The organism is Pseudomonas marincola, from assembly GCF_900682675.2.
Classification (GTDB): domain Bacteria; phylum Pseudomonadota; class Gammaproteobacteria; order Pseudomonadales; family Pseudomonadaceae; genus Aquipseudomonas; species Aquipseudomonas marincola.
The window spans coordinates 1941813-1954437 of the sequence record NZ_LR215729.2 but is presented as its reverse complement, the minus strand read 5'-3'; the positions used below and the strand labels follow the sequence as shown (position 1 = coordinate 1954437).

The window sequence follows — 12625 nt, the reverse complement described above, 5'->3', positions numbered from 1 at the left end:
TTAATCCTTTTTCGCGAGGCGTGCGTTGTATCCCAGCGGATGCGGCATATTGCGCGCCTGAGCCAGTTCGATCTGACGCTGGCGCTCACGGGCACCGGCACGGGTTTTCTCTGGCAATGAGTCCCAGCAATGCGGGCAACTCACGCCGGGCGTGTAAAACTCGGACTCGCGGTCTTCTGTCGAAATCGGCGTGCGGCAGGCATGGCACTGATCATACTCACCTTCGCTTAGGTCGTGGCGCACGGTGACCCGGTTATCGAACACGAAGCAATCGCCTTTCCAACGGCTCTGCTCCTGCGGCACTTCCTCGAGGTATTTGAGAATGCCGCCCTTGAGGTGAAACACTTCATCGAAGCCTTGATTGAGCATGTAGCTTGAGGCCTTTTCGCAGCGAATGCCGCCGGTGCAGAACATGGCGACTTTCTTGTGCTTGGCCGGATCAAAGTTGGCTTTGATGTAGTCGGGGAATTCGCGGAAGGTTTTGGTCTTCGGGTCAATCGCGCCATCGAATGTGCCAATCGACACTTCGTAGTCATTGCGCGTGTCGATCAACAGAACTTCCGGGTCTGCGATCAGCGCGTTCCAGTCCTGCGGCTCGACATAGGTGCCGACACGTTTGTTCGGGTCTACGCCTTCAACCCCAAGGGTCACGATTTCTTTTTTCAGCTTAACTTTGGTGCGGTAAAACGGCTGCTCGTCGCAATAGGATTCTTTGTGGTCGATATCAATCAGGCGCGCATCCTGACGGAACCACTCAAGCAGATTATCGATGCCCGCACGGCTGCCCGAAACGGTGCCGTTAATACCCTCTTCGGCCAGCAGCAATGTGCCTTTGATGCCGTACTCGAGCATGGCGTTGAGCAAAGGCTCACGCAGATCGTGGAAGTCAGGTAGCGAGACGAATTTGTATAGCGCGGCAACGACAATCTTGTCGGTCATCAGAATATTCCTGCAGTAGTCGCCCACGTAAAGGGCGGACTGGGTAATAAAAAACGCCAGCATCGCTGCTGGCGTTTGTCGATTTTACGGAATTTGCAGCAATTGGTGTAGAGCTGATTTGACCCATGCGTCAACATGGATCACTCCCTGCCCCCTGCAATCGAGCTTGAGTGGATCAGTGCGCGTCGTGCTTGCTGCCGCCCAGACAAGTTGGCGACGCGGGGGCCATGCCCTGCGCCTGCCACTCTTGCGCGGTATACGTGTGCAGCGCCAATGCATGCACCTGGCCCATCAGATCGTCCATACAGGCATACACTTTCTGATGACGCTTGACCGCGTTCAACCCGGCAAACTGCTCGCTGACGATCACCGCCTTGTAATGCGTTTCCAGCCCACGGCTGTGCATGTGGCTCTCATCCTGCACGCTCAGGTGTTGCGGTTCGAGTGCAGCCAGCGCGCCCTCAATCTGTTCAAGCTTCGACATCAGGGACTCCAATCAAGGTTTTTTAGGGGCGATTTCGTCGGTCATGTCCTGCAGCATTTTGTTCACTTGGGGAACCGCCACCTGCAATTTGGCTTGGGTCAGTTGCGCCGAGCGGGCCGTGAGTTCGGGCATTTTCTGCATGAACTTCTTGCCCAGCGGCGACTGATAAAACTTGATCAGCTCTTTCAATTCCGGCTCACTGAAGTTGCTGGTGTAGAGCTTGATCATATCGGGCTTGATCTTGTCCCAGCCCACGGCGCTGTCGATCGCCGCGTTGGCCTTGGCCTGATAACGCTCAAGCGTTGCTTCCTTGCCCTTTGGCGAGCCGCTCTCGGCAAAGCGCTGAGCGAACATTTGCTGCACTTGAGCGTGAACAGGAGCCGCCAGCTTGTCTGCTCGCGCCAACAGTAAAAAGCGCTCAGCATCGGCCGCGTGACTGGCGGCATCCGCGAACGCGTTCGCGCTCCCCACAGCCAGCAAGGCAACTGCAAAAACAGCAGATAAACGTGGCATTAAATACTCCAGAATTAGCAAGATGAATCCGTAGGACAGCGCGGACCGTATTTTGTGCCTTAGCCACACAGACCTCAAGCGGCTTAGCTGCGTCCTAAGCCAGCAGACCGCCTATCTGCTCGCGCCTTATCAGCCTCGCCACACCAAAAGTAATGCCCACCATTTTACAGCAGGCGCTCGTCGCGCAGGCTTGCATAGCGTTGATTCACGCGGCTTACATCACTCATTCGGCAACCATCGCCAGCGCCCTGATATGCAACACACCAGAACGTTAGCACCCAACTGCAAATCCAGCGTCACGGCGTAATTATCTCCCCAACGGAACCTGCGAGCCGTTATCACGACCTAAACTGCAAATATCCCTATCAGGAGAATCATATGAGCCGCAAGGAAACCGACAGCATTGGTGCCATCGACGTCCCGGAAGATGCTTATTGGGGCGCGCAGACTCAGCGCTCGCTGATCAACTTTGCGATCGGACAGGAGCGCATGCCGATCGCGGTGGTGCATGCGCTGGCGACCATCAAGAAGGCGGCGGCGCGGGTCAATAATCGTAACGGCAGCCTGCCACAAGATGTCGCCCGCTTGATCGAGCAAGCGGCAGACGAGGTTATCGGCGGCCAGCTGGATGAGCAGTTCCCATTGGTGGTCTGGCAGACCGGCAGCGGCACGCAGACCAACATGAATGTTAACGAGGTGATTGCCGGGCGCGCCAACGAGCTGGCTACTGGTGCGCGCGGGGGCAAAAGCCCGGTGCACCCGAATGATCACGTCAACCGCTCGCAAAGCTCGAATGATTGCTTCCCGACCGCCATGCACATTGCAACCGCCAGCGCGGTCTACAACCAATTACTGCCGGCAATTGCCGAACTGTCTGGCGGGCTGGCCGAGCAAGCCGCGCGCCACGGCAACGTTATCAAGACAGGTCGCACCCATATGATGGATGCCACGCCGATCACTTTCGGTCAGGAACTGTCGGCCTTTGTCGCGCAACTGGATTATGCCGAGCGCGCTATTCGCAGTGCCCTGCCCGCTGTTTGTGAGCTGGCGCAAGGCGGAACCGCTGTTGGTACAGGCCTGAATGCACCAGCAGGGTTCGCCGAAGCGATTGCCGGGGAGCTGGCTGCACTCACCGGCATGCCGCTGATCAGCGCGCCGAATAAATTTGCCGCACTGGCTGGGCACGAGCCGCTGACGATTATGTCGGGCGCGCTGAAAACCCTGGCCGCAACCCTGATGAAAATCGCCAATGACTTGCGCTTGCTGGGCTCCGGCCCGCGCGCAGGATTCGCCGAAGTTCGCTTGCCCGCCAATGAGCCGGGCAGCTCGATTATGCCGGGCAAGGTGAATCCGACTCAGTGCGAGGCGCTGTCGATGCTCGCCTGCCAGGTGATGGGTAACGATACAACCATCACCTTTGCCGCGAGCCAGGGTCATTTGCAGCTGAATGTATTCAAGCCGGTGATCATCAACAGCCTGCTGCAATCAATCCGGTTGCTGGCGGACGGCTGCAGCAACTTCCAGGCCCACTGCATTGCCGGACTGGAGCCCGACGCGGCAAAAATGTCGGAACATCTGGAGCGAGGACTGATGCTGGTGACGGCGCTCAATCCACATATTGGCTACGACAAGGCCGCCGAAATCGCCAAACAGGCTTATCAGCAGGGCACCACGTTGCGTGAAGCAGCGTTGCAGTTGGGCTATGTCACCGAGGAGGAATTTTCAGAATGGGTTCGCCCTGAAAGCATGCTTGGTAACGGGCATACCCACTAGACAATCGCCGGCTAACCAGAACGGGGCGCGGTGATTACAGCAGCCGCGCAGCGCTGATCAGGCTGCGCGGCTACTAATTCAAACGGCCTTAACGACTGCCACGCGGGCTCGGCGAGCGCGCAGATTGGCCATCATCGAGGGCGCCAGCGCTGTCAGTGCAGACCCCAGCACCACCAGAACCGCACCACAGTACGCCAGCCCGTTAACCTGTTCAGGTTGCACATAGGCGGGCCACCAAACAGCCGCCAGCGCCACGGATGCAAAGGTCACCAACGGCGTAATCGCCAGCGCAGCACTTACCCGCGAGGCTTGCCAATGCGCCAGCGCTTCGGCAAATGCGCCATAGGCAACCAGCGTGTTCAGGCAGCAAGCCAGTAACAGCCAACCCTGCACCGGGGTTAACAGCTGCACATCCAACGGCTTGGCCCACGGCGTTAGCAACAGGGCGCACGCAAGATAGATCACCATCATGATCTGCAGCGAATTCCATGAGCTGAGCAGTTGCTTTTGCGCCAACCCGTAAAAGGTCCAGACCAGCGCGGCCAGCATGACCGTTATCACGCCGGTGGTATAGGCGGTCAGCGAACTCAGCAACTCGTCGAGGCGCTGATTGAAGAACAAGCCAAAGCCGAGCAATAAAATAGTCAGCCCCGCGCCCTGCCCGACGCTGAATTTCTCACGAAAAATGAAGATGCTGCTGATCAGCAACAAAATGGGCGCGACTTGAATAACCAACTGCGTCGTGCCGGGGCTCAGCAGGTTCAACCCCATCAGGTACAGCACATAATTGCCGGTAAGCCCGAGGATGGCCAGGCAGAGTAAACCGATGCCTTTCTTCCCGAGAATATTGAAACGCGGCAGTCGCCGGGTGGCGGCCAGAAACGCCAGCAGAATCGAGCCCGAAACGAACAAGCGATACCAGGTAACCGTTACCGGGTCGAGGGTGGCCAGTACTTGCTTGAGCTTGATCGGCAAAATGCCCCAGAGCACAGCGGTAACCATCGCCAGGAACATGCCGTATGCCCAGCGACCAGAGGAAATATGCATGACAGCCTCAAATTCACGAAGACCCACTGCATCGGAAGTTGAGCAGTATCGTCTCGCGCAGGGCTATTTTAGCGATGCACATAGTAACCAGCACAGCTACAGTGCTAGCGCGATAACCGGCAGAACTGTACGGGTGCAAAGCGCCGCAAACTGCTTGAGCAGCCACAGCCCTTACCCACTGGGGCCTGCAGATTCGACCGCTGGTCAGCGGTCTTAGCAAACCAGCAATCGCTGATTAGAATCAAACCTATCAAAATAAAACTTTTGAGTAACTGCTATGTTCTGCAAGCGCAATTGCGATCCACTACACGGCACCCATTATCGCAGTGAGCGCATCAGCTCGGTAAACGGTCAGTATTTTTTTGCAACGCGGGAAGGCACGCTGGAAGGCCCGTTTTTTACGCGGGTAGATGCCTTACGAGAGATTGATTCGTACATCAACCGGATGTTCATTGCGCGGCAATTGCCTAAACATCGCTCAATGAAAAGCAGCCACTAACCGCGCAGGCCCGGCAAATCTCAAAGCGTCTTTGCCAGACCTAGCGGTTATTCGATTCGATCAGCTCAACGATTCAAACAGCCCCGTTGCGCCCATACCGCCGCCCACGCACATGGTGACGATGCCGTAACGCAATTTGCGGCGCTGCAACTCGCGCACCAGATGGCCGACCTGACGCGAGCCAGTCATGCCGAACGGGTGGCCGATGGAGATTGAGCCGCCGTTGACGTTGTACTTGTCGTTGTCGATTTCCAGGCGATCCCGGCAGTACAGGCACTGCGACGCGAACGCCTCGTTGAGTTCCCACAAATCAATATCGGCCACGCTCAGGCCTTTGGCTTTCAGCAGCTTGGGTACCGAGAAAACCGGACCGATGCCCATCTCATCCGGCTCACAGCCTGACACGGTAAAGCCACGGAAAATCGCCCGCGGGGTGAGGCCCAGCTCAAGCGCTTTGTCCATGCTCATGACCAGCGTCATGGAAGCACCATCGGAAAGCTGCGACGCATTACCGGCGGTTACCGAGCCATCCTCGGCAAACACGGGCTTCAAGCCGGCCAAATCCTGCAAGGTGGTACTCGGGCGATTGCAGTCGTCACGGTCGACAATGCCATCGAGAATCGACTTCTCGCCGGTGGCCTTGTCTTCGACCTGATACTTGACGCTCATCGGCACAATTTCGTCTTCAAACAAGCCCTCTTTCTGGGCTGCTGCAGTACGCTGCTGGCTTTGCAATGCATAGGCATCCTGCGCTTCACGCGTGACGCCATAACGGCGCGCAACGATCTCGGCAGTGCGGCCCATCGGGTAGTAAATACCAGGAATTTTTTCCTGGATAATCGGATTGAAGAGGTGATCGGTATTGATGCTCTTCATGGTCATGGTGATCGACTCGACACCACCGGCCACAATCACATCACTGCAACCCGAGGCGATCTGGTTGGCCGCAATGGCGATGGCTTGCAAACCGGACGAGCAATAGCGGTTGAGCGTCATGCCCGGCACCTGAATACCGAGGCCAGACAACACGGCCACGTTGCGGCCGATGTTCATGCCCTGAGCGCCTTCGTTAGAACCGGCGCCGACTACGCAGTCTTCAACCAGAGCAGGGGCCAGGTTGTTGCGTTCAAGCAGCGCGTTCACGCAATGCGCTGCCATGTCGTCTGGACGGGTCAGATTAAACTGGCCGCGAAAAGACTTGGCCAGACCGGTTCGTACGCTATCTACAATCACTACTTCACGCATGACACACCTCGGAGTTGATGATGTTGGGCATGAACTTAGGATAATTCCGCTCAATATCGATTCGCGACGATCATTCATCGCTTGTATGCGCGAACATCCTGCCGCGCGCTACAGCACTAGTCTTTAGCAAATGCGGCTTCCAAAGCCTCATTGATGGTGCGCAGTACTTTGATCCGGGCGAAGTACTTATTGTTGGCCTCGACCAGTGTCCACGGGGCAATCCGGGTACTGGTGCGGTCGACCATGTCGCCCACTGCATCGCGGTAAACCTCCCACTTTTCGCGGTTGCGCCAGTCATCTTCGGTAATCTTGTAGCGTTTGAACGGGATCTTTTCGCGCGCCTGAAAACGCTCAAGCTGCGTTTGCTTGTCGATGGCCAGCCAGAACTTCACCAGCACCACGCCTGAGTCTGTCAGTTGCTCTTCAAAATCATTAATCTCGCCATACGCTCGCAACCAATCGCTCGGGCTGCAAAAACCTTCAACCCGCTCAACCAATACACGGCCATACCAGGAACGGTCGAAAACCGTGAACTTGCCGCGCGCGGGGATATGCCGCCAGAAACGCCACAAATAGGGCTGCGCCAGCGCCTCTTCGGTGGGCGCTGCGATTGGCACAATCCGGTATTGGCGCGGGTCCAGCGCGGCGGCAACGCGGCGAATTGCACCGCCCTTGCCAGCCGCATCGTTACCTTCAAAGACTGTAACCAGCGAATGCCGGCGCATGCGTTTGTCGCGCATCAACCCGGACAACCGCGCCTGCTCGCTCACCAACTGCTCTTTGTAATCCGACTTCTCAAGCGCCTGGCTCATGTCCAGGCTGTCGAGCAACGTGCGGTTGTCGATGCTTGAAGTGAGCGGCGCCGAATGCGGATGCGGTCGTTGAACAGCCTGGGCTTTCAGGGCGGCCTGCAAGCCGTCGAGCAGTACCTTGCCAACGGTCAGGCTGCGGTAGTTTTCATCAAAGCCTTCAACCACATACCAAGGTGCGTAATCTCGGCTGGAGCGGCGCAGCACGCGCTCTCCGTAGCGTACAAACTTGTCGTAGGTTTTCGACTGTTGCCAGTCCAGCGGGCTGATCCGCCAACTGTGCAGCGGGTCGTCCTTGAGCGATTTCAGGCGGTTTTCCATCTGCTTTTTCGACAGATGAAACCAGAATTTGAAGATCAGCGTGCCTTCATCCGAGAGCATGCGCTCAAGGCTCTCGGCCGTGTCGATCGATTGATCCATCACGGCGTCTTTGAACCGACCATGCACGCGCCCCTGAAGGATCTGGCTGTACCAATTGCCAAAGAAAATCCCCATGCGCCCTTTCGGTGGGAGCTGGCGCCAAAAGCGCCAGGCCGGTGGACGGGCGAGTTCTTCATCAGTAGGTGCATCAAAGGTGCTGACTTCGATTAACCGGGGGTCCATCCACTCGTTCAACAGCTTGACGGTTTCGCCCTTACCGGCACCCTCAATCCCGTTGATAAGGATCAGCACCGCAAACCGGCCCTGCTGACTCAATTCGTATTGCGCCTCCAGCAATGCTTCGCGCAGCGCTGGAACTGCCAGATCATAAGTTTCTTTATCAATGGTGCGGCCAATCTCGGCGGACTCGAACATACGCTACTCCCTGATTTGCATACATCAGCCTAGCGGATGATTAGGGGTTCTGTCTGAGCTATAAGCATGGGTTTTCAAGAAAAACGCTTAGCTTAAGCCTCAGCGATTGCATGGATACGGGGCTTTATCAGTTAAAATGCGCGCTGCATTTGCCAGGTAGCCGTCATGTCGCAAACACCAGTCATCGAATACGCTCAGCTCGAATGGGATGAACAAGGCCTGCCCTTCTCCAGTGCCTATGGCGACATTTACTTTTCACGCGATGACGGCCTCGAGGAAACCCGCGTGGTGTTTCTCGAAAACAACCACCTGCCCGAACGCTTTGCGGCGCTGCAAACCAACGATAACTTTGTGATTGCCGAGACCGGTTTTGGCACCGGCATGAATTTTTTATGCGCCTGGCAACTGTTTAATCGACAAGCCCCTGCCTCTGCCCGCCTGCACTTTATAAGCGTCGAGAAATACCCGCTGAGCCCCGATGACTTAAAGCGCGCACTGGCACTCTGGCCAGAGCTGGTTGAGTTCTCAGAGCCGCTGCTCGGCCAATACGTGGCCATTCATCCAGGCTTTCAGCGCATAAAGCTAGCCGGTGGACGCGTTGTGCTGGACCTGCTGATCGGTGATGGCGTCGAGATGTTCAGCCAACTCGATGCGCGAGTGGATGCATGGTTTCTCGATGGCTTTGCACCTGGGAAAAACCCGCGACTGTGGTCGCCTGAACTGTTCGAACAAGTTGCCAGGCTTTCAGTAACAGGCACCAGCTTTGGCACATTCAGCAGCGCCGGGGTGGTACGCCGCGCGCTTAAAGAAGCGGGCTTTACGGTGAAACGCGTCCCGGGCATTGGCAAGAAATGGGAGTTCATCAAAGGTGAATTTGCCGGCGAATCGGTAGCCGTGCAAAAACCCTGGTTTACGCGCCCGGTTAACACGGCGAAAGAGCGTCACGCGCTGGTTATTGGTGCGGGTCTGGCGGGCTGCGCAACAGCTGCAAGCCTGGCCCAGCGCGGCTGGAAAGTGACCGTACTGGAGCGTCATTCAAGCATTGCTGCAGAGGCGTCGGGCAACCCGCAAGGCGTGTTGTACCTGAAGCTGTCCGCGCACGGCACGGCACTTTCACGGCTGATTGTCAGTGGTTTCGGCTACACCCGTCGTCAACTTGAACGGCTGAACAAGGGGCTCGACTGGAATAACTGCGGCGTCCTGCAACTGGCGTTTGACGACAAGGAGGCGCAGCGTCAGGCAAAGATCGCTCAGGCATTCCCGCACGCCCTGGTGCAGAATATCAGCCAGAGCCAGGCCGAAACCATTGCCGGGGTCAAGCTTGAAAGTGGCGGTCTGTACTACCCGCAAGCCGGCTGGGTTCATCCTCCGGCCTTGTGCAAAAGCCTGTGTGCACATGCCAATATCACCCTGCAACTGCATCAGGACGCCCTGCAACTCACGCGAGAAGACGGACTTTGGCAAGCCCGCAATGGCGAGCAATTACTTGCCAGCGCCGAGGTTGTCGTGCTGGCAGGCGCCGCCGATATCAAACAGTATGAGTACTGCGCCGAATTGCCGCTTAAACGTATTCGCGGGCAAATTACCCGCCTGCCCGAAACTGTACAAAGTGCTGAACTCAATACCGTCATTTGTGCCGAAGGCTATGTGGCTCCAGCCCGCAATGGCGAACACACACTGGGCGCCAGCTTTGACTTTAACAGTAACGATTTAACGGTGAACGCGCGCGATCATGCAGGTAACATCGAGTTATTGGAAGCAATCTCCAGCGATCTGAGCCAACGACTCAACGCACGCGAATACCCGGCTGAGTCACTGCAAGGCCGGGCTGCATTTCGTTGCACAAGCCCGGACTATCTGCCCATCGTCGGGCCTCTGGCCGACCTGCCCGCCTTCGCTGATGCCTATGCGATTCTGAGCAAGGATGCGCGTCAGATACCGGCCATCAAATGCCCCTGGCTACCGGGCTTGTATATCAATAGCGGCCACGGCTCACGCGGTTTGATTACCGCGCCGTTGAGCGGCGAGATGATTGCCGCATGGCTCAATGATGAGCCATTGCCAGTACCTCGCGATGTTGCAGAGGGCTGCCATCCCAACCGCTTCGCACTGCGCAAACTGGTTCGCAACCTCTAGCTGAAGTGCGCCTACGCGCCCTACACCTTTGATCGGTGGCGGTTGCAAAACTGCACCTACGCAACAATACTCCCCCCTGTATATATACTCCCAGGGGTATAAGAGAAAACCGATGACGACACCAACACCTAACCAACAGGACGCCATGCTCAAGCGCCTGGCCCGCGTTGAGGGGCAAATTCGCGGCATTCAGGCCATGATTCGCCGTGGCGAAGAATGCGAGTCGATTGCTCAACAGTTCTCGGCCGCCCGCAAGGCGCTGGATAAAGCCTATCAGGAGATGCTGGCCTGCCTGCTTGAGGAAACCATGCTCAACGAAAATGGCGACGCCCAGGCCACTCTCGCCCGAGTGCGCGCCATTTTCACCAAATACACCTGAAAACCGATCTCAGTGTGGGGGTAAGCAAATGACCACAGACATCCAGACAATCGATGCTGGCGCATTCGCCGACAAGCAGCGTCAGGGCCAAACCCGTTTTTTGCTCGATGTGCGCAGCCCAGCTGAATTTCGTGCCGAACACGTCGCCGGTGCACGCAATGTTCCGCTCGATCAGTTGCAACCCGAGCAGCTGGCAGCACAACTCAAGGCCGATGGCCTGCAGCGCGGCGATGAGCTGTACCTGCTCTGCCAAAGCGGCATGCGTGCGCGCAAAGCTGCTGAACAGCTAAAGCAATTACTGCCCGGCGTTCGGGTTATCGACGGCGGCACCAACGCCTGCGTAGCTTGCGGCGTAGCAACGAACAAGGCCAAATCCGCGGCCATCAGTATTCAACGCCAGGTACAGATCACCGCAGGCTCGCTGGTACTGCTCGGGGTGATACTGGGCGCAACTGTGTCACCTGCCTGGTTTGGCCTGAGCGCCTTTGTGGGTGCCGGCCTAGCCTTCGCCGGCATCAGCAACACCTGCGCCATGGCGCTACTGCTCGCCCGCATGCCGTGGAATAAATGATGGACATGCTGGCCGAGTCGCTCGCAGTTGGCAGCATTCTCGGCTTGCTGCTGGGGCTTACCGGCGCAGGCGGCTCGCTAGTCGCCCTGCCCTTGCTGCTCAGCCTGCACCTACCACTGCGCGATGCGATTGGCGTAAGCCTCGGCGCTGTCGCGTTAACCGCACTGGTCGGGGCCATACCCCGCGCCCGGCAAGGCATGGTTGCCTGGAAACCGGCGCTACTGCTGACGCTCAGCGGTTTGCCGGGCAACGCGATGGGTCAATGGCTGGGCCAATTTATCCCTGAAAAAGCTCTGGTTGTAGCCTTCTGCTTGCTCGTACTTTGGGCGGCGTGGCGAATGTGGCGCAGCAGCAGTTTGCCACGTGCGAGCGAAGGCCCATTACGCAGCGGGCCATTGGTGCTGATTGGCATTGGCGTCGGCCTGTTGTCGGGACTGATGGGCGTCGGCGGCGGCTTTCTGGTGGTGCCTGCACTTCTGTGGTTTACCCCGCTGTCGCTGCTGTCGGCCATGGCCACATCAATGGCGGTGATTTCACTGGTATCAGGCGGAGGATTTTTACTTTACCTGAGCCACGCCAGCCCATCGCCACAGTTACTTGCAGGGCTTACCGCAGGCGGCGCAGTCGGGGTAATGGCCGGTAACTTTCTGGCTCAACGCATTGGCGGGCGCTTGCTGCAACGGATCTTTGCACTGATGCTGGTCATCGTCAGCCTGACGCTTGCCGCTCAAAAACTTTTTGCAGGCAGCTGAACCAGCCAGCCGATAACGACGCCTATTGCGCACGAATTCGCCAGCAAAATTGGCCACACCCAGACTGACGAATGTTGCCTCAACGACGAGTCAAACTTGCAGCAAATACTCAGACTCACTCGACTTCGGCACACAACTCGGCAGCGCGTAGCAATGTTGCGGTCAGCTGATAACGCTCCCACTCAGCCAGCTCGGCGAAGTGTTTATTGAACTCGGGAGGCAACAGTGAAGGCGCCTGCTTGAGCAATTCCCGCCCGGCATCACTGATCAACAGCCATTGGCGCCGGCGGTCCTGATCATCACGCTGGCGATGCAACAGGTTGCGCTCCTCAAGCCGGTCGATCATGCCCGACAGTGTCGCGGCAGTTAGACTGACGCGGCCGCTCAAATCACTTGCCGTTAATCGCGCCTCACCCGCCAACACTTGCAATATCATCAACTGCATCGGCGTCAGCCCGCCAAAGCGACTGAGCCTCTTGGCATGCACCTCTCCTGCCTGCTGCAAACGGCGCAAGGCCTTGAATATCGGCATTTCGAAGGCCAAAACAGATGACAAATCCATTTCAGTAGAAACTATTTTTTTAGACATATTCGCCTTTCATAAGACATTAAAGCTTTGACATGAAAGCATTATTTTGTTTTCGTGTAAAAGGTTCGGTGCATCCGAACACCTCCCCAACGGC

The 12625-nt window shown here is 57.2% G+C and carries 13 protein-coding genes; 6 read left to right on the top strand and 7 right to left on the bottom strand.

Annotated elements, in window-relative coordinates:
• The 3 genes from trhO to PMYSY11_RS09180 all read right to left on the bottom strand — a co-directional run bounded on the left by trhO (position 1) and on the right by PMYSY11_RS09180 (position 1936).
• Complete coding sequence (gene trhO / locus PMYSY11_RS09190; RefSeq protein WP_090515330.1) at positions 1-939, bottom strand: oxygen-dependent tRNA uridine(34) hydroxylase TrhO; 939 nt, start codon at positions 937-939, stop codon at positions 1-3.
• A gap of 175 nt (positions 940-1114) precedes the next feature.
• Positions 1115-1423: a BolA family protein gene (locus PMYSY11_RS09185; RefSeq protein WP_150548973.1), complete on the bottom strand. Its 309-nt coding sequence runs from the start codon at positions 1421-1423 to the stop codon at positions 1115-1117.
• A 12-nt stretch (positions 1424-1435) separates the two neighbouring features.
• Complete coding sequence (locus tag PMYSY11_RS09180) at positions 1436-1936, bottom strand: DUF2059 domain-containing protein (RefSeq protein WP_090515334.1); 501 nt, start codon at positions 1934-1936, stop codon at positions 1436-1438.
• A 378-nt stretch (positions 1937-2314) separates the two neighbouring features.
• Here PMYSY11_RS09180 and PMYSY11_RS09175 point away from each other — a divergent pair, with 378 nt between their 5' ends.
• Positions 2315-3709 (top strand): class II fumarate hydratase, encoded by a 1395-nt coding sequence (locus PMYSY11_RS09175; protein ID WP_150548972.1) that lies wholly within the window; start codon positions 2315-2317, stop codon positions 3707-3709.
• A gap of 78 nt (positions 3710-3787) precedes the next feature.
• Here the strand turns inward: PMYSY11_RS09175 and PMYSY11_RS09170 are convergent, their stop codons facing one another.
• Entirely contained in the window at positions 3788-4756 is a 969-nt protein-coding gene (locus PMYSY11_RS09170; RefSeq protein ID WP_150548971.1) for a DMT family transporter, read from the bottom strand.
• Between the two features lie 277 nt (positions 4757-5033).
• Between PMYSY11_RS09170 and PMYSY11_RS21880 the strand changes: the two genes are divergently transcribed.
• Positions 5034-5255 (top strand): DUF6316 family protein, encoded by a 222-nt coding sequence (locus tag PMYSY11_RS21880; RefSeq protein ID WP_069900471.1) that lies wholly within the window; start codon positions 5034-5036, stop codon positions 5253-5255.
• Between the two features lie 60 nt (positions 5256-5315).
• Here the strand turns inward: PMYSY11_RS21880 and PMYSY11_RS09165 are convergent, their stop codons facing one another.
• The gene (locus PMYSY11_RS09165; RefSeq protein WP_150548970.1) at positions 5316-6500 is read right to left on the bottom strand and encodes a thiolase family protein; all 1185 of its coding nucleotides are present in this window, start codon (positions 6498-6500) and stop codon (positions 5316-5318) included.
• A 116-nt stretch (positions 6501-6616) separates the two neighbouring features.
• Positions 6617-8104: a polyphosphate:AMP phosphotransferase gene (gene pap / locus PMYSY11_RS09160; protein WP_150548969.1), complete on the bottom strand. Its 1488-nt coding sequence runs from the start codon at positions 8102-8104 to the stop codon at positions 6617-6619.
• Between the two features lie 165 nt (positions 8105-8269).
• Here pap and mnmC point away from each other — a divergent pair, with 165 nt between their 5' ends.
• From mnmC to PMYSY11_RS09140, 4 genes are all read left to right on the top strand, one after another.
• On the top strand, positions 8270-10240 hold the full coding sequence (gene mnmC, locus PMYSY11_RS09155; protein ID WP_150548968.1) for a bifunctional tRNA (5-methylaminomethyl-2-thiouridine)(34)-methyltransferase MnmC2/FAD-dependent 5-carboxymethylaminomethyl-2-thiouridine(34) oxidoreductase MnmC1: 1971 nt from the start codon (positions 8270-8272) through the stop codon (positions 10238-10240).
• Between the two features lie 112 nt (positions 10241-10352).
• Positions 10353-10619 carry a metal-sensing transcriptional repressor gene (locus tag PMYSY11_RS09150; protein WP_069900475.1) on the top strand — a complete coding sequence of 89 codons (267 nt, stop codon included), beginning with the start codon at positions 10353-10355 and terminating at the stop codon, positions 10617-10619.
• Positions 10620-10647: 28 nt separating this feature from the next.
• Complete coding sequence (locus PMYSY11_RS09145; RefSeq protein WP_150548967.1) at positions 10648-11190, top strand: rhodanese-like domain-containing protein; 543 nt, start codon at positions 10648-10650, stop codon at positions 11188-11190.
• The gene (locus tag PMYSY11_RS09140) at positions 11187-11942 is read left to right on the top strand and encodes a sulfite exporter TauE/SafE family protein (RefSeq protein WP_150548966.1); all 756 of its coding nucleotides are present in this window, start codon (positions 11187-11189) and stop codon (positions 11940-11942) included. The genes PMYSY11_RS09145 and PMYSY11_RS09140 overlap by 4 nt, the downstream gene beginning before the upstream one ends.
• Before the next feature lie 115 nt (positions 11943-12057).
• Here the strand turns inward: PMYSY11_RS09140 and PMYSY11_RS09135 are convergent, their stop codons facing one another.
• Positions 12058-12531: a MarR family winged helix-turn-helix transcriptional regulator gene (locus tag PMYSY11_RS09135; RefSeq protein WP_090515351.1), complete on the bottom strand. Its 474-nt coding sequence runs from the start codon at positions 12529-12531 to the stop codon at positions 12058-12060.
• Between the last annotated feature and the right edge of the window lie 94 nt (positions 12532-12625).